The organism is Aeromicrobium sp., assembly GCF_025965075.1.
Classification (GTDB): domain Bacteria; phylum Actinomycetota; class Actinomycetes; order Propionibacteriales; family Nocardioidaceae; genus Aeromicrobium.
Genome location: NZ_JAOPXQ010000022.1, coordinates 1 through 15,666, shown reverse-complemented (window position 1 = coordinate 15,666; position 15,666 = coordinate 1). Strand labels below are relative to the sequence as shown.

The following is a 15,666-nucleotide window of genomic DNA, read 5'->3' as shown; positions in this document are numbered from 1 at the left end:
GCCCAAGGGCGCGATGATGACGCACCGCGCCCTGGTGCACGAGTACCTGTCGTCGATCGTCGCGCTCGACCTGGCCGACGACGACGAGCCGCTGCACCCGATGCCGCTGTACCACTCGGCCGGCATGCACGTGTTCCTGATGCCCTATCTGGCGGTCGGCGCGACGAACCACCTGATGGAGACGCCCGACATCCCCGAGATCCTGCGTCTGGTGGAGGAGCGCGCCCTGCGGTCGCTGTTCCTCGCACCGACCGTGTGGGTGCCGCTGTCCCAGCACCCCGACTTCGCGACACGGGACCTGAGCAGCCTCCGCAAGGCGTTCTACGGGGCGTCGATCATGCCCCAGCCGGTGCTCGTACGCCTGCAGGAGGCGCTGCCCGAGCTGGGCTTCTGGAACTGCTTCGGGCAGTCCGAGATCGGCCCGCTCGCGACCGTCCTGCGGCCCGAGGAGCACGCCGAGCGTGCGGAGTCCTGCGGCCGGTCGGTCCTGTTCGTGGAGATCCGGGTCGTCACCGAGGACGGGTCCGACGTCCCGGCGGGGGAGGCCGGCGAGGTCGTCTACCGCTCACCGCAGCTGTGCGAGGGCTACTGGGGCAAGCCCGAGGAGACCGCCGCGGCGTTCCGTGACGGCTGGTTCCACTCCGGCGACCTGGTGCGGGTCGACCAGCAGGGCTACCTGACGGTCGTCGACCGGATCAAGGACGTCATCAACACCGGTGGCGTGCTGGTCGCCTCCCGGGAGGTCGAGGACGCGATCTACTCGCACCCCGCCGTCGCCGAGGTCGCCGTCATCGGCACGCCCGACGAGCGGTGGATCGAGGCCGTCACGGCGGTCGTCGTGACCAAGGCGCCGGTCACCCCCGAGGAGATCGTCGCCCACGCCCGGCAGAGCCTGGCGGGCTACAAGGTCCCCAAGCACGTCCACCTGGTCGACGAGCTGCCGCGCAACCAGTCCGGCAAGCTGCTCAAGCGGGTCCTGCGCGACGACCTCGAGGCCGCGACCGACTGAGCCGGGGCCTCAGAGCTCGCGGTGCACCTTGTGCGCCGCGGCCTGGGCCAGCGGCTTGAGCACCATGAGGTCGATGTTGACGTGGGACGGACGGGTCGCGACCCACGTGATCGCGTCCGCGATGTCCTCGGCGACGAGCGGCTCGCGGACGCCGGCGTAGACCGCGTCGGCCCGCGACTCGTCGCCGGCGAACCGGTTGAGCGCGAACTCGTCGGTGCGGACCATGCCCGGCGCGATCTCGGTGATCCGGACGGGCCGGCCGTTGAGCTCGAGCCGCAGCGTCTCGGTCATCGCCGCGACCCCATGCTTGGCCGACACGTAGCCGCCTCCGCCCTCGTACGGGACGTGGCCCGCGGTCGAGCCGAGGTTGACGATCGTCCCGGCACCGCTCGCGACGAGGGCCGGGAGCAGGGCCTGGGTCACCAGGAGCGTGCCGATGACGTTGACCTCGTACATCCGGCGCCAGTCGTCGACGTCGCCGGACTCGACCGGATCGGTGCCGATCGCGCCGCCGGCGTTGTTGAGCAGCAGGTCGAGCGAGGAGCCCACGGTTGCGGCGAGTGCGGCGACCTGGACCTCGTCGGTCACGTCGCAGACCACCGCGGTGCCGCCGATCTCGGTGGCGAGGGCCCGGACCCGGTCGCGCCGACGGGCGGCGCAGAACACGTGGTATCCCGCCGCGGCGAGGGATCTGGCGGTGGCGGCGCCGATGCCGCTGCTGGCTCCGGTCACGACTGCGGTGGGCATGTCGCCATCGTCTCAGATCCCCGGACGGGTGCCCCGTGCGGAGCACTGGGAATGGCGGAGTGGGCCCCGGGTGAGACGATGGATCCGAAAGGCAGGCTGCCCATGCTCCAGCGGATCGCGATGCTCTCGGCGCACACCTCGCCGCTCGAGCAGCCGGGCAACGGCGACGCGGGCGGCATGAACGTGTACGTCCTCGAGCTGTCCCGCCAGCTCGCCTCCCGCGGCATCGAGGTCGAGATCTTCACCCGGGCGACGTCCCGGCACCAGCCCCCGACGGTCGACGCCGAGCCCGGGATCACGGTGCACCACGTCGCGGCCGGCCCGTTCGAGGGCCTGGAGAAGAACGACCTGCCGTCCCAGCTCTGCAGCTTTGTGCGCGACGTCCTGCGCGCCGAGGTCGAGCGCGAGCCGGGGCACTTCGACCTGGTCCACTCCCACTACTGGCTGTCCGGCCAGGTCGGCACGGTCGCGCGCGAGCGCTGGAACGTACCCCTGGTGCACACGATGCACACCATGGCCAAGGTCAAGAACGCGATGCTCGCCGAGGGGGACGCGGCCGAGCCGATCGGCCGCATCTACGGCGAGGAGGAGATCGTCCGCCTGGCCGACCGGCTGATCGCCAACACCGCCGAGGAGCGCCGCGAGCTGATCGAGATGTACGCCGCCGAGCCCGACCGGGTCGCGGTCGTCCACCCGGGGGTCGACGTCAAGGTGTTCCGCGCCGGCCGCCAGGACGAGGCGCGCCAGTCCCTCGGGATCGCGGCCGACACCGCGTTGCTGCTGTTCGCCGGACGGATCCAGCCGCTCAAGGCGCCGGACGTCGTGCTCAAGGCCGCCGCCGAGATGCTGGCGCTGGACCCGTCGCTGCGCGAGCGCCTGGTCGTCGCGATCGTCGGCGGGGCGTCCGGCTCGGGGCTCGACCAGCCGTCGGCACTGACCGACCTCAGCGACGAGCTGGGCCTGGGGGGCGTCGTGCGGTTCGTCCCGACCGTGAGCCAGCGGGAGCTCGCCGACTGGTACGCCGCAGCGTCCGTCGTGTGCGTGCCGTCCCACAACGAGTCGTTCGGTCTCGTCGCGATCGAGGCCCAGGCCTGCGGGACGCCCGTCGTCGCCGCCCGGGTCGGCGGGCTGTCGACCGCGGTGTCCGACGGTGTCACGGGGGTCCTGATCGACGGGCACGACCCGGTCGACTACGCCCACGCGATCCACCCGCTGCTGACCGATCCCGACCTCCGCGAGGCCATGAGCCAGAAGGCCGTCCGTCACGCCGAGGGATTCGGCTGGGACGTCACCGCGGACCGTACGCTCACCGTCTACCGCGAAGCCGTTGACGCCCACCGAGAGGCCCATTCATGACCACCGAGGTCCGCCGCACCATCACGGAGACGCTCGAGGCGGCCGAGCTGGCCTACACCGAGCACCAGCCGGGGACGTTCGAGGTCACGCTGCCGGGCGAGCGCAAGCTGCAGACGACGTGCCGGCTCGAGATCGGCCGGCACGCGCTCGGCATCCACGCGTTCGTCGCCCGCAACCCCGACGAGAACCACCAGGTCGTCTACCGCTGGCTGCTCGAGCGCAACCTCAAGATGTTCGGTGTCGCGTTCGCGGTCGACTCAGCGGGCGACATCTACCTCGACGGTCGCCTGCCGCTGGAGGCCGTGACGGCCGACGAGCTCGACCGGATCCTCGGGGCCGTGCTGACGTACGCCGACGAGTCGTTCAACACGATCCTCGAGCTCGGCTTCGCCACGTCGATCCGCAAGGAGTGGGAGTGGCGAGAGTCCCGGGGCGAGTCGACGCGCAACCTCGACGCGTTCAAGCACCTCAAGCCCTGACCTGCACACCGGCGGGCGGGGGCGCGCCACTTCCCACGTGACGAGATGCGTCCGGCGCCGGCCCGCCAGCCCCTTGACTGGGCCCGTCATGCTGATCGTCTCGCACGGTGCCCAGGGGCCGCCGACCGCTCGCGTGCTGAGCCACGTCCGGCGCGGTGGTGTCGTGATGCGCGAGGACCTGGTCGAGTCGACCGGTCTGAGTGCGCCGACGGTGTCCCGGGCCGTGACGGCGCTGGTCGACGCGCGGCTGGTCCGCCTCCGCCCCGACATGGGCCGGGTGGGTGCGACCGGACGCCCCAGCATCCCGCTGCAGCTCGACTCCCGCAGCCACGCCGTCATCGGGATCCACGTCGGCCTGACCCGGACGACGATCGCCCGGGTGGACCTCCGCGGACGAGTGCTCGAGTCCGCCGAGTCCGCGACCCCCGCAGGCCTCGACGACCTGGTCGCGCTGCTGGAGGACGGGATCGGCGTGCTGCGAGCCCATGATCGGCTGATCGTGTCGGTCGCGATCGTGGCGGCGTGGACGGACCTCGGTCTCGACCGCACCGCCCTGGCGTCCCGGGTGGGGGACGGGCTCGGGGTGGTGGTCTCCACGGCTGACCACATCACGGCGGCCGCCGCGGCCGAGCACGCCGTGGGATCGCGCGGAGCCGGGGCCACGACGGCGTACGTCTATGCGCGCGACACGATCGGCTACGCCGTGGTCGAGGAGGGGGCGACGGGCTCCATGATCTCCCGCTCGTCGCGCCTGACCCACTTCCCGAGCGGTTCGCAGGTGCCCTGCCGGTGCCGCGCGGTGGGCTGCCTCGAGGCCACTGCGAGCGACCGAGCCCTCGGGCTGCGGGCGTATGCCGAGGGCCTGGTCGAGGCGCCCGACGTGACGTCGGTGCAATGTGCCGCGGCCGCCGGGTCGGTGCGCGCCCAGGCACTGCTCGTCGACCGCGCCGAGACGCTCGGTCGGGCCGCCGCTTTCGTCCGCGACATGGTCGCGAGTGACCGCGTCGTCCTCGTGGGTCAGGGGTTCACGGCAACGGACGGGACGCGTGCCGACGTGCTCAGGAGCTTCGAGCAGGCCACGACCCTGCCTCCTGCCGAGGTCTCGTTCGGCCATCACGGCTCGGGCCTGCAGGCGGTGGCGGCCGGCACTATCGCCCTCCTGCCGCTGGACGAGGACCCGATCGGCCTGATCTCGAGCCTGCCCCCGGCGGCATACGCGCGGTAGCGGACGGATTTCGTTCACGCTGAACGAAACGGTGTCAGGCTCCAAGACGTGAGACGGCCATCTCGAGGAATGGACCAAGGTGAGTGTCACCGGTCAAACGGACCGGCACATCCGTCCTCGCAGGAAGTCCGCCATGAAGCTCACCGCCGTCCAGAAGGTCACCGTCGCACTCAGTGCCGTGCTCGTCGCTGCCGGAGCCGCAGGGTGCTCGGCCGACGCCTCCGCTGACGGCAAGGAGGTGACGACGCTGCGCTACCAGGGCGCGCCGGGGCAGATCAACTACCTGGAGCTCGCCGACGCCCTGGGATACCTGGACGGCCTCACGGTCAAGTACGTCGGTGAGGTGCAGGGCGGACCGGCTTCGCTCCAGGCCTTGGCAACAGGGCAGGTCGATGTGGGTGCCGCGTTCAACGGTGCGATCGCGAAGGTCGTCTCGACAGGCGTCAAGGTCACGGCCGTGACAGCGAACTACGGCTCGACCGACGAGGTCAACAGCTCCCTGTTGACTCTCGAGGACGGCGACATCCGTCGTGGCCGTGACCTGATCGGCAAGAAGGTCGCGGTCAACACGCTCGGCGCCAACGCGGAGGCGGTGCTCGACACGTATCTGGAGAAGGAGGGACTTTCTCCCCAAGAGATCGACCAGGTCACGCTCGTGCCGCTGCCGGGCATCAACATCGAGCCGGCGCTGCGCAAGGGACAGGTGGACGCGGCCTATCTCTTCCTCGCCGGCAAGGCGCTGGCCCTCCAGCACGGCGGGATCCGCGTGCTCGCGACCGACACCGACCTGGTCGGCCCCTACAACGGCGGCAGCTATGTCCTCAAGGACGACTTCATCGCGGACAACCCGACAACCACCCAGGCGTTCATCGGCGGTGTGACGAAGGCGATCGCCTGGGACCAGACGCACTCACCGAAGGAGACCCTCGCGGTCTACAGCAAGTACCTCAAGGAAGAGGGCCGCCCGCAGTACATCAAGGCCCTTGCCACCTGGAAGGGCAACGGAGTGGCCACCCCCGGCGGTGTGCTGCGCGACCAGGACTTCTCGATCTGGATCGACTGGCTCAAGGCCAGCGGCGAGGTGGACACCGCCTCGCTCAAGCCGAGCGACATCTACACCAATGAGTTCAACAGCACATCGGGAGGCAAGTGATGAGCACACGCATCGAGCTGCAGAACGTCGGCCAGGTATTCCACGTCCGCGCCGAGCATGACCGGCAGCTGCGCGACTTCGTCGCGATCGACGGGCTCAACCTGGTCGTCGAGGCCGGGGAGTTCCTCACCATCGTGGGGCCGAGCGGGTGCGGCAAGTCGACCGTCCTCGACCTGGTGAGCGGTCTGACGGCACCGACCTCGGGCCGGGTCCTCGCCGGCGGGCAGGTCGTCACCGAGCCCGGACCGGACCGCAGCGTGGTGTTCCAGCAGTACACGCTGCTGCCGTGGCGCACTGCCCTGGGCAACGTCGAGTTCGCGCTGGAGGCGGTCGGCGGGCTCTCCCGTCGTGAGCGGACCGCCCGGGCCCGAGAGGTCCTCGACCTCGTGGGGCTCGGCGAGTTCGCCGGACGGTACCCGCACGAGCTGTCGGGCGGCATGAAGCAGCGGGTCGCGATCGCGCGCAGCCTGTCCTACCAGCCGGACGTCCTGCTGATGGACGAGCCGTTCGGGGCGCTCGACGCGCAGACCCGCGAACGGCTCCAGGAGGAGCTCGTGCAGATCTGGCGGGCCACCGGCACGACGATCGTCTTCATCACGCACGACATCGAGGAAGCGGTCTTCCTGGGGGAGCGGGTCGCGGTCATGAGCAACCGGCCGGGCCGCATCACCTCGGTCATCGACATCGACCTCCCGGCGGGTGCGCCGGACGAGGACGTGCGGTCGACGACGGCGTTCGCCGACTACCGGCACCAGATCTGGTCGCTGCTGCGCCAGCCGGCCAACCGGCCGAGCGTCGTGCGGGAGGTGCACCGTGTTGCCTGACCTGCTCGACGAGGTCACCGAGGCCCGTCCCCACCCCCGGCAGGAGGCGGCCGCCGGCGTGCGGCACCACTCCCGCTTCCGCAAGCGGTTCGGGCGTGCGGCTCGCGGCATCGCCGGCATCGTCGCCCTCGCCGTCATCTGGGAGGTCGCTCCGCGGACCGGCGTCGTCGACCCGCACTTCGTGCCGCCCCTGTCCGAGGTGCTCGACGCGTGGTGGGGCCTGGTGCAGTCCGGAGAGCTGTGGACCCACCTGCGGGCCAGCCTGGTCCGCTCCGGGGTCGGCTTCGGGCTCGCGGTGCTGCTCGCGATCCCGCTGGGGGCGGCGGTCGCCTGGTACTCCCTGCTGCGGGACGTCGCCACCCCGGTGCTCGAGATCTTCCGCAACACCGCGGCCCTGGCGCTGCTGCCGGTATTCGTCCTGATCCTGGGCATCGGCGAGACGTCCAAGATCGCGATCGTGCTGTTCGCCTGCTTCTTCCCGATCCTGCTCAACACGATCAGCGGCGTCGCCTCGGTCGACCCGCAGCTGCTCCGCACGGCGCGGGTGCTCGGGCTGTCGCCCGTCGCGACGTTCCGCAAGGTCGTGTTCCCGGCGGCCGTGCCGACGATCTTCACCGGCATCCGCATCTCGGGTGCCGCGGCGATCCTCGTGCTGATCGCCGCCGAGATGATCGGCGCCACCGCCGGGCTCGGCTTCCTCATCAACTACTCGCAGATGAACTTCCTGATCCCGCAGATGTACGCCGGGATCATCACCACCTCGGCACTGGGGCTGGGCGTCAACTACGCCCTCGTCGCCCTCGAACGCCGCTTCTCGCGCTGGCGCGCCTGACCACCGAAGGACATACCCATGACCCGACAGCTCCACCTCAACGCCTTCCTCATGAGCACCGGCCACCACGAGGTCTCGTGGCGCCTGCCCGAGAGCGACCCCGGCGCCAGCACCGACATCGCCCACTGGCAGCGGCTCGCGCAGGTCGCCGAGCGCGGCAAGCTCGACTCGATCTTCTTCGCCGACGTCCCGGCGCTGATGTCCTCGCCGGCGCGCCGGCCGGCGGAGACCCTCGACCCGGTCCTGCTGCTGACCGCGATCGCCGCCGTGACGGAGCGGATCGGCCTCATCGCGACGTCCTCCACGACGTTCAACGAGCCGTACAACCTGGCCCGGGCGTTCGCGTCGCTCGACCAGATCAGCGGCGGCCGGGCCGGATGGAACGTCGTCACGACCGGCAGCGAGGACGCGGCGCTCAACTTCAACCTCGACGCCCTGCCGAGCCCCGAGGATCGCTACCGCCGGGCGCACGAGTTCCTCGAGGCGACGCTGGGTCTCTGGGGGAGCTGGGACGACGACGCGGTCGTGGCCGACAAGCAGGCTGGCGTCTACGCCGACCCCGACAAGGTGCATGCACTCGACCACGTCGGCGAGTTCTTCAAGGTCCGCGGACCGCTCACCGTCCCGCGCAGCCCGCAGGGCTCGCCGGTCATCGTCCAGGCCGGCTCGTCGGGGCCGGGCATCGCGCTCGCCGCGGCGTACGCCGAGGCGGTCTTCACGGCGCAGACCACGATCGATGACGGGCGGGAGTTCTACTCCACGCTCAAGGCCGCGACGCGCAAGGCAGGTCGTGACCCCGAGGGGATCAAGGTCCTGCCCGGAATCGTCACGATCATCGGCTCGACGGAGGCCGAGGCCCGCGAGCTCGAGCGCCAGCTCGACGAGTTCATCGTGATCGAGCACCCGCTCGCCCAGCTCGCCGAGAGCATCGGCATCCCGGCCGACCAGATCGACGTCGACGCCCCGTTGCCCGAGAACATCCGCCCGATCGAGGAGGTCCGGAGCAGCCGGTACGAGCTGACCGTCAACCTCGCGCGGCGGGAGAATCTCACGGTCCGCCAGCTCCTCATCCGCCTCGGCGGGGGCCGCGGGCACAGGACGTTCGTCGGCACCCCCGAACAGGTCGCGGACACGATCGAGGAGTGGTTCACGACCGGAGCCTCCGACGGCTTCAACATCATGCCGGCGGCGATGCCCTCCGGCCTGGAGGCGTTCGTCGACCACGTCGTGCCGATCCTGCAGGACCGCGGGCTGTTCCGCCGGGAGTACGCCGGCTCGACCCTGCGGGACCACCTCGGTCTCGAGGTGCCGGCTGCTCGCGCGTCGAACCGGCTGGCGGCGGCCGTATGACGGCGGGGGTGCTCGACCGCGACGTGGTCACCTCGGCGTTCCGGCAGGCGATGGGCAATGTGGCGGCCGCGGTCTCGGTCGTCACGGTCCTGCAGGACGGCGAGCCGCACGGCACGACCGTCAGCGCGTTCGCCTCGCTCTCGATGGAGCCGCCGATGCTGCTGGTGTCGCTGGACGAGCGGTCCGCCCTGCTGGCCAAGCTGCGCATCGGCTCGCTCGTCGGGGTCAACGTGCTGGCCGCGCACCAGGACCAGGTCGCGCTGCGGTTCGCCGGCAAGGGAGACGCGAGGTTCGACGGCATCGGGTGGCAGGTCGAGGACGGTGCGCCGGCCCTGACCGAGCGCCACGCGTTCGTGTCGATGTCCGTCACGACGCTCGTCGAGGCCGGGGACCACACCCTGGTGCTGGGCGAGGTGCAGGCGGCGGACACCTCGGGGAACGCGCCGCTGACCTACTGGCAGCGCACATTCGGGACACATCGAACGTTCTGACGGGCATCCCGCCGTTCGTCACCGCGCCTCCCGTAGCGTTGGGGCCGTGAAGGTCATCGTGTTCGCGGACGTGACGGACCCCTGGGCATACATCGGCTCGACCCGGTTCGAGCGCGCCGCGGCGATGTTCTCGATCCTGACGGGGGAGCCGGTCGAGCTGACGTTCCGCGCGTTCCAGGGCGAGCCGGACGAGCCGAGCGAGGGGCGGCTGCTGATGGAGGCCCTCGCAGAGCGGCTCGGTGGGCGCGACAAGGTCGAGCTGATCAACGCGCAGGTCACCGCGGCGGCCCGGATCACCGGCATCGACCTCAACTTCGACGAGGCCGTGCAGGCCAACTCGTTCGACGCGTGGCGCCTGCTGACCTGGGCCGACGAGTCCGGGCCCGGCTTCCAGCGCGACCTCGCCCACCAGCTGTGGCGGGCGCACTTCCTCGAGGGCGCCGACATCGGGGACCACTTCACGCTCGCGACGCGGGCGGCGCTGGTGGGGCTCGAGCTCGAGACCGCGGAGGCGCTGCTGTCGAGCACCGAGTACGCCGACGAGGTCCGCACGCAGGTCGAGACCGGGCGGTCGCTCGGGGTCACCCAGCTGCCGTACGTCGCGGTCGAGGGCCAGTGGACGCTGACCGGCATCCAGTCGCAGAACGACTACGTGCAGGCGCTGCACCAGATCTACACCGAGTGGAAGGGCTCCGCCGCCCCCGAGGCCTGACCGATAGGCTCGGGCGCATGAGCACCTTGATCCTGCTGCGTCACGGCCACAGCGAGTGGAACGCCAAGAACCTGTTCACCGGATGGGTCGACGTCGACCTCAACGAGCAGGGCGTCGAGGAGGCCGGCAAGGGCGCCACGATGCTCGCCGAGGCGGGCCTGGCCCCCGACGTCTCGCACACCTCGCTGCTGCGGCGCGCGATCCGCACGTCGCAGATCGTCCTCGACGGCATCGACCGCCACTGGATCCCGGTCAAGCGGTCGTGGCGGCTCAACGAGCGTCACTACGGGGCGCTGCAGGGCAAGGACAAGAAGGCCACGCTCGCCGAGTACGGCGAGGAGCAGTTCATGACGTGGCGCCGGTCGTACGACGTCCCGCCGCCGGCCCTGGCCGACGACGACGAGTTCAGCCAGGCCGAGGACGCCCGCTACGCCGCGCTGCCCGACGAGCTGCTGCCGCGCACCGAGTGCCTCGCCGACGTGCTCGACCGGATGCTGCCCTACTGGTACGACGCGATCGTCCCGGACCTGCTCGACGACAAGATCGTGCTCGTGACGGCGCACGGGAACTCGCTGCGCGCGCTCGTCAAGCACCTCGACGGCCTCAGCGAGGACGCCGTCGTGGGGCTCAACATCCCGACCGGCATCCCGCTGGTCTACGACCTCGACGCCGACCTCAAGCCCACGATCCCCGGCGGCCAGTACCTCGACCCGAAGGCCGCCGAAGCCGCCATCGCCGCAGTAGCCAACCAGGGCCGCTGAGGCGCGCCGACCCCTTGCAGGCTCGACTGACTCCTCGCCGTGAGGTCTGAAGGTCGCCGCGGGAGGGCGCCGAGGGTGAGCGCCTCGAGACGAAGGCGACCAAGGCAGACGCGGGAGCCCTATGAGTCGTACTTGTAGCCCAGCCCGCGCACGGTCGTCAGGGTGGCGGGGTTGGCCGGGTCGGGCTCGATCTTGGCCCGCAGCCGCTTGACGTGGACGTCGAGGGTCTTGGTGTCGCCGACGTAGTCCGCGCCCCACACCCGGTCGATCAGCTGGCCACGGGTCAGGACCCGACCGGGATTGCGCAGGAAGTACTCCAGCAGCTCGAACTCCTTGAGCGGGAACTTGGTCTCGGACCCGTCGACCGTCACGAGGTGCCGGTCGACGTCCATCCGGACCCGGCCCGACTCGAGCGAGGCGTTGTCGTCGACGTCGTCGGTCGCGCCGCGGCGCAGCACGGCCTTGATCCGGGCGACGAGCTCGCGCGGCGAGTACGGCTTGGTGACGTAGTCGTCGGCGCCGAGCTCGAGGCCGACCACCTTGTCGACCTCGGTGTCCTTGGCGCTGACCATGATGATCGGCACGGACGACACCAACCGCAGCGCCCGGCACACCTCGGTGCCGGACAGGCCCGGCAGCATCAGGTCGAGCAGGACGATGTCCGCCCCACCCCGGTCGAACTCGGTCAGCGCGTCCGGGCCGGTCTCCGCGATGGCGACGTCGAACCCCTCCTTGCGCAGGACGTACGACAGCGCCTCGCTGTAGCTCGTCTCGTCCTCGACGACCAGTACCTTCGTCACGCCTGCTCCTCTTCGATGTCTTCGATGTCGTGGGTGAACGCCGGCAGGACCAGGGTGAACGAGGAGCCGAGGCCCGGCTCGCTCCACACCTCGACCGAGCCGCCGTTGCTGGCGGCGACGTGCTTGACGATCGAGAGGCCCAGTCCCGTGCCGCCGGTCGCGCGGGCGCGCGCCGGGTCGACGCGGTAGAACCGCTCGAAGATCCGGTCGAGCTCGTCGCCGGGGATGCCGATGCCGTTGTCGGCGACGGTCAGGCGTACGTCCTCGCCGTCGCGCTGGGCCGTGACCGTGACGTGCGAGCCCTCGGGGCTGTACGTCACGGCATTCTCGACCAGGTTGCTGACCGCGGCGTGGAGCTGGCCGCGGTCGCCGTGCACGTGCAGGTCGGGCTCGACCGACGTGACGATGTCGATGCCCTTGTGCTCGGCGTCGGTCGCGGAGTGCTCGCACGCCTCGGAGACGAGCTCGCCGATCTTGATCGTCGTGGCGTCGTCGCTGAGGACGTCGTTCTGCAGCCGGGACAGGTCGATGATCTGCTGCACGAGGCGGGTCAGCCGATCGCTCTCCAGGTGCATGCGTGCGGAGAACCGCACGACGGCCTCGGGATCGTCCTTCGCCTCGCCGACCGCCTCCGCCAGCAGGTTGAGCGCGCCGACGGGGGTCTTGAGCTCGTGGCTGACGTTGGCGACGAAGTCGCGGCGGATCGACTCGACCCGGTGCTCGCGGGTGCGGTCGTCGGCCAGGACCAGGATCAGCCGGGAGGTCAGGGGGGCGACCCGCGCGTGGACGTACGACGTCGTGCCGCGGCGCGGCTGCAGCGAGACGTCGGCCTCGCGGACCTGGCCGTCGCGGCGCACCTGGCGGACCAGCGCCATGAGCTCGTCGGGCTCGAGCCGGTTGTCGTGCACGATGCCCATCGCGACGGCGGGCGCCGAGGCGTTGACGACGGTGTCGGACGAGTCGACCAGGACCGCCGACGAGGACAGCACCGACAGCACCAGCTCGGCGCCGTGGGGGACCACCGGGGTTGGCTCGGCCACGGTCTGCTGCCGCCTTTCGTCGAAGCGCCACAGATAGGTGACCATGGCGCCGATGACGCCGCCGATCGCTCCCGCGATCAACACCCCTGCACTGGTATCCACAGTTCGATGTTAGGGGGCCGGGGTGCCGCGACGTGCACGCCAGCGCCCGGGCGACAGGGCTTTCGGCTGGCGTTCACGCCCCGTTCACCGTGAGTCGCCGTCCGTTCACCGCGGCTCCCTAGTGTGGCGCTCATGCGTGATCAGTACTACGAACAGCTCGACGCCATCGTCGACGACCTGGTGGATCTCACCGGGACCGTCCGCTTTGCCGTCGGCCAAGCGACCAAGGCCCTCCTCGAGGCGGACGTCCAGGTGGCCGAGTCGGTCATCGACGGCGACAAGGACATCGACGAGGCCACCGAGACGATCGAGGAGCGGGCGCTGCTGCTGCTGGCGACCCAGCAGCCCGTCGCGACCGACCTGCGCCAGCTCGTCGCGACGCTGCGGATGCTCGCGGACCTGCAGCGGATGGGTGACCTGTCGGTGCACGTCGCCAAGATCGCCCGCCGCCGGATGCCCGAGTCCGCGGTGCCCCTCAACCTGCACCCGACGATCGTCGCGATGGCGGCGGTGGCCGACTCGATGATCGACTCGGCCTCCCGCATCGTGGCGAACCGGGACGTCGCGGCGGCCGCGCAGCTGGAGACCGAGGACGACGAGATGGACACCCTGCGCAAGGACCTGTTCCGCACCCTGCTGGCGGACTCCTGGGACCACGGCGTCGAGCCGGCGGTTGACGTCGCCCTGCTCGGCCGCTACTACGAGCGCATCGGCGACCACGCCGTCTCGATGGCCCGCCGGGTCGTCTACCTCGTCACGGGGCAGCTGACGTAGGACGTACGGACGACAGAACCCCCGCTGCACCGGGCAGCGGGGGTTCTTGTCGTCCTTGCGTGGGGCCGAGCTACTGGGCTTCGGCCTCGCCCTCGGGGCCCTGCTCCGCCTCGGCGCCGGCGGCCTCGGACTCGGCCTTCGCGGCCTGGTCGGCCGCCTCGTCGGCGGCGATCCCGTCGCCACCGGCGATGGAGTCGTACTCGGGGGTGCGGGTCACGACGGGGGCCTCGATCGTGACCGGCGAGGAGTCGGAGAACGTGAAGGTGACCTTGACGAACAGCCCCGCGTCGGCGCCCGTGACGACCCGGAAGCGGCCGGCGTCGCTCGTGCCGCCGATCAGGTTGAAGACGTCGGGGGACAGCGGGACGGGCTTGTCGGTGCTGGCGACCTCGAGCTCTTGATCGTCCAGGGTCGTGACGGCGACCGAGGTCAGCGTCTGCTCCTGGTCCGCGTTGCTGACGACGCCCGCCGAGATCGTGGCGGAGCCGTCGGAGTTGGCGACGAGCAGCGCGTTGAGGACGTCGACCTCGCCGCGGGCGTTGGCTCCCACGGCCGGCTGGTAGACCTTGTTGGTCTGCGCGCCGAATCCGGTGCCGCAGGCACTGAGGGTCAGGCCGGCGGTCATGGCGAGGGCGGCGGCGGCCAGGGCGCGGCGGCGTACGGAGGTCACGAGTTCACTGCTTTCGGTCGTGGAGTGCGGGGCGGCAGTAGGTCCGGGTCGATCGTATCCGAGCCGGGCGGGGACATTGCCTTTGACCTGCGGACACGTGGTCTGGTATGGGGCCCGCGGCCTGAAACGACAGGGGTCCTTGTCGGTCAGGCGTGGTATTCTAGGGGTCTACGAAGGGTGATTTCTCAATGACTTTTGCTGTTGGCGAAACGGTTGTCTATCCCAATCACGGCGCTGCAGTCATCGAGGACATCGAGACCCGGACGATCAAGGGCGAGGAGCGTGATTACCTCGTGCTGCGCATCGTCTCGCAGAACGATCTGGTGGTCCGCGTCCCCGCGTGCAACCTTGATCTGGTCGGGGTCCGCGACGTCGTCGACGAGGCAGGGCTCGAGCGGGTGTTCGGTGTCCTGCGTGCCGAGCACGTGGAGGAGCCGACCAACTGGTCCCGCCGCTACAAGGCCAACCTGGAGAAGCTGCACTCCGGTGACGTGCTGAAGGTGGCCGAGGTCGTCCGCGACCTGTGGCGCCGCGATCACGAGCGTGGACTCAGCGCCGGCGAGAAGCGCATGCTGGCCAAGGCCCGTCAGATCCTGGTCTCAGAGCTCGCGCTCGCCGAGAAGACCAACGAGGACAAGGCCGAGACCCGCCTCGACGAGGTCCTCGCTTCCTGACCACTGCTCCTGACCTGAGCTCGACCGCCCCCGGTTCCCCTGTGGAGCCGGGGGCGTCGTCGTTCCCGCCCGCTCCCGCTCCGCCCCCGTTCCCGCTGAGTGTGACGTTTCTACGGCGTTCGCCGCGGGACGGGGCGGGCAAACGTCACACTCAGCGGGAACGCAGGGTCAGCGGGGGGTGACGAGGGCCGTGGCGATGGCGGCGATGCCCTCGCCGCGGCCGGTGAGGCCGAGCCCGTCGGTCGTCGTCGCCGACAGGCTGACCGGCCCGCCGATCGCCTCACCCAGGATGTTCTGCGCAGCGTCGCGCCGCGTGCCGATCTTCGGACGGTTGCCGATGACCTGCACCGAGACGTTGCCGACGATCCAGCCGTGGTCGTGGATCCGGCGCGCGGTCTCGATGAGGAAGTCGACGCCCGGGGCGCCCGACCAGCGCGGATCAGCGGTGCCGAAGGTGCTGCCGATGTCACCGAGCCCGGCGGCGCTGAGCACGGCGTCGACGATCGCGTGGGACACGCAGTCGCCGTCGGAGTGACCGTCGAGGCCCTGGGGCTCGTCGGGCCACTCCAGGCCGGCCAGCCACATGGGGCGCCCGTCCACGAGCCGGTGGACGTCGGTGCCGATGCCGATGCGAGCGGAGGTCACAGCCCGATCATGCCAGTTCATC

At 70.6% G+C, this 15,666-nt stretch carries 18 protein-coding genes; 13 read left to right on the top strand and 5 right to left on the bottom strand.

Annotation, left to right across the window (positions count from 1 at the left end; all coding sequences use genetic code 11):
- On the top strand, positions 1–1,009 hold a 1,009-nt coding region (locus tag JWQ91_RS01230), incomplete at its 5' end, for an AMP-binding protein (protein WP_297779712.1).
- 9 nt (positions 1,010–1,018) lie between these two features.
- On the opposite strand, the gene JWQ91_RS01225 is transcribed toward JWQ91_RS01230, so the two are convergent.
- Positions 1,019–1,756, bottom strand: a complete 738-nt coding sequence (locus JWQ91_RS01225) for an SDR family NAD(P)-dependent oxidoreductase (RefSeq protein ID WP_297779709.1) — start codon at positions 1,754–1,756, stop codon at positions 1,019–1,021.
- 102 nt (positions 1,757–1,858) lie between these two features.
- Here JWQ91_RS01225 and mshA point away from each other — a divergent pair, with 102 nt between their 5' ends.
- The 10 genes from mshA to JWQ91_RS01175 all read left to right on the top strand — a co-directional run bounded on the left by mshA (position 1,859) and on the right by JWQ91_RS01175 (position 10,939).
- On the top strand, positions 1,859–3,112 hold the full coding sequence (gene mshA, locus JWQ91_RS01220) for a D-inositol-3-phosphate glycosyltransferase (protein WP_297779706.1): 1,254 nt from the start codon (positions 1,859–1,861) through the stop codon (positions 3,110–3,112).
- A complete protein-coding gene (locus tag JWQ91_RS01215; RefSeq protein WP_297779703.1) occupies positions 3,109–3,591 on the top strand; it encodes a YbjN domain-containing protein in 483 nt (160 codons plus the stop codon). Before mshA ends, JWQ91_RS01215 begins: the two co-directional genes overlap by 4 nt.
- Positions 3,592–3,679: 88 nt before the next feature.
- Positions 3,680–4,816, top strand: a complete 1,137-nt coding sequence (locus JWQ91_RS01210) for an ROK family transcriptional regulator (protein ID WP_297779701.1) — start codon at positions 3,680–3,682, stop codon at positions 4,814–4,816.
- A 133-nt stretch (positions 4,817–4,949) separates the two neighbouring features.
- On the top strand, positions 4,950–5,969 hold the full coding sequence (locus tag JWQ91_RS01205; protein WP_297779698.1) for an ABC transporter substrate-binding protein: 1,020 nt from the start codon (positions 4,950–4,952) through the stop codon (positions 5,967–5,969).
- Complete coding sequence (locus JWQ91_RS01200) at positions 5,969–6,793, top strand: ABC transporter ATP-binding protein (RefSeq protein WP_297779696.1); 825 nt, start codon at positions 5,969–5,971, stop codon at positions 6,791–6,793. The genes JWQ91_RS01205 and JWQ91_RS01200 overlap by 1 nt, the downstream gene beginning before the upstream one ends.
- Positions 6,786–7,625 carry an ABC transporter permease gene (locus JWQ91_RS01195; protein WP_297779693.1) on the top strand — a complete coding sequence of 280 codons (840 nt, stop codon included), beginning with the start codon at positions 6,786–6,788 and terminating at the stop codon, positions 7,623–7,625. Before JWQ91_RS01200 ends, JWQ91_RS01195 begins: the two co-directional genes overlap by 8 nt.
- An 18-nt stretch (positions 7,626–7,643) precedes the next feature.
- Positions 7,644–8,975: an LLM class flavin-dependent oxidoreductase gene (locus tag JWQ91_RS01190; protein ID WP_297779690.1), complete on the top strand. Its 1,332-nt coding sequence runs from the start codon at positions 7,644–7,646 to the stop codon at positions 8,973–8,975.
- 8 nt (positions 8,976–8,983) lie between these two features.
- A complete protein-coding gene (locus tag JWQ91_RS01185) occupies positions 8,984–9,466 on the top strand; it encodes a flavin reductase family protein (RefSeq protein ID WP_297779687.1) in 483 nt (160 codons plus the stop codon).
- Between the two features lie 46 nt (positions 9,467–9,512).
- Positions 9,513–10,178: a DsbA family oxidoreductase gene (locus JWQ91_RS01180; protein ID WP_297779684.1), complete on the top strand. Its 666-nt coding sequence runs from the start codon at positions 9,513–9,515 to the stop codon at positions 10,176–10,178.
- Between the two features lie 17 nt (positions 10,179–10,195).
- A complete protein-coding gene (locus JWQ91_RS01175; RefSeq protein ID WP_297779681.1) occupies positions 10,196–10,939 on the top strand; it encodes a phosphoglyceromutase in 744 nt (247 codons plus the stop codon).
- Positions 10,940–11,058: 119 nt separating this feature from the next.
- On the opposite strand, the gene JWQ91_RS01170 is transcribed toward JWQ91_RS01175, so the two are convergent.
- Entirely contained in the window at positions 11,059–11,739 is a 681-nt protein-coding gene (locus JWQ91_RS01170) for a response regulator transcription factor (protein WP_297779679.1), read from the bottom strand.
- Entirely contained in the window at positions 11,736–12,881 is a 1,146-nt protein-coding gene (locus tag JWQ91_RS01165) for an ATP-binding protein (protein WP_297779676.1), read from the bottom strand. Before JWQ91_RS01165 ends, JWQ91_RS01170 begins: the two co-directional genes overlap by 4 nt.
- Before the next feature lie 132 nt (positions 12,882–13,013).
- On the opposite strand from JWQ91_RS01165, the gene phoU reads away from it, so the two are divergent.
- A complete protein-coding gene (phoU, locus tag JWQ91_RS01160; RefSeq protein ID WP_297779673.1) occupies positions 13,014–13,655 on the top strand; it encodes a phosphate signaling complex protein PhoU in 642 nt (213 codons plus the stop codon).
- Between the two features lie 70 nt (positions 13,656–13,725).
- Here phoU and JWQ91_RS01155 read toward each other — a convergent pair whose 3' ends face one another.
- Entirely contained in the window at positions 13,726–14,325 is a 600-nt protein-coding gene (locus JWQ91_RS01155; protein WP_297779670.1) for a hypothetical protein, read from the bottom strand.
- Between the two features lie 188 nt (positions 14,326–14,513).
- Here JWQ91_RS01155 and JWQ91_RS01150 point away from each other — a divergent pair, with 188 nt between their 5' ends.
- The gene (locus tag JWQ91_RS01150) at positions 14,514–14,999 is read left to right on the top strand and encodes a CarD family transcriptional regulator (RefSeq protein ID WP_297779667.1); all 486 of its coding nucleotides are present in this window, start codon (positions 14,514–14,516) and stop codon (positions 14,997–14,999) included.
- Positions 15,000–15,167: 168 nt separating this feature from the next.
- Here the strand turns inward: JWQ91_RS01150 and ispF are convergent, their stop codons facing one another.
- The gene (gene ispF / locus JWQ91_RS01145; protein ID WP_297779664.1) at positions 15,168–15,665 is read right to left on the bottom strand and encodes a 2-C-methyl-D-erythritol 2,4-cyclodiphosphate synthase; all 498 of its coding nucleotides are present in this window, start codon (positions 15,663–15,665) and stop codon (positions 15,168–15,170) included.
- Between the last annotated feature and the right edge of the window lies 1 nt (position 15,666).

Coding starts and splice junctions, on each gene's coding strand:
- JWQ91_RS01225 (WP_297779709.1), bottom strand. CDS start 1,756: ATGCCCACCGCAGTCGTGACCGGAGCCAGCAGCGGCATCGGCGCCGCC.
- mshA (WP_297779706.1), top strand. CDS start 1,859: ATGCTCCAGCGGATCGCGATGCTCTCGGCGCACACCTCGCCGCTCGAG.
- JWQ91_RS01215 (WP_297779703.1), top strand. CDS start 3,109: ATGACCACCGAGGTCCGCCGCACCATCACGGAGACGCTCGAGGCGGCC.
- JWQ91_RS01210 (WP_297779701.1), top strand. CDS start 3,680: ATGCTGATCGTCTCGCACGGTGCCCAGGGGCCGCCGACCGCTCGCGTG.
- JWQ91_RS01205 (WP_297779698.1), top strand. CDS start 4,950: ATGAAGCTCACCGCCGTCCAGAAGGTCACCGTCGCACTCAGTGCCGTG.
- JWQ91_RS01200 (WP_297779696.1), top strand. CDS start 5,969: ATGAGCACACGCATCGAGCTGCAGAACGTCGGCCAGGTATTCCACGTC.
- JWQ91_RS01190 (WP_297779690.1), top strand. CDS start 7,644: ATGACCCGACAGCTCCACCTCAACGCCTTCCTCATGAGCACCGGCCAC.
- JWQ91_RS01175 (WP_297779681.1), top strand. CDS start 10,196: ATGAGCACCTTGATCCTGCTGCGTCACGGCCACAGCGAGTGGAACGCC.
- phoU (WP_297779673.1), top strand. CDS start 13,014: ATGCGTGATCAGTACTACGAACAGCTCGACGCCATCGTCGACGACCTG.
- JWQ91_RS01150 (WP_297779667.1), top strand. CDS start 14,514: ATGACTTTTGCTGTTGGCGAAACGGTTGTCTATCCCAATCACGGCGCT.
- ispF (WP_297779664.1), bottom strand. CDS start 15,665: ATGAACTGGCATGATCGGGCTGTGACCTCCGCTCGCATCGGCATCGGC.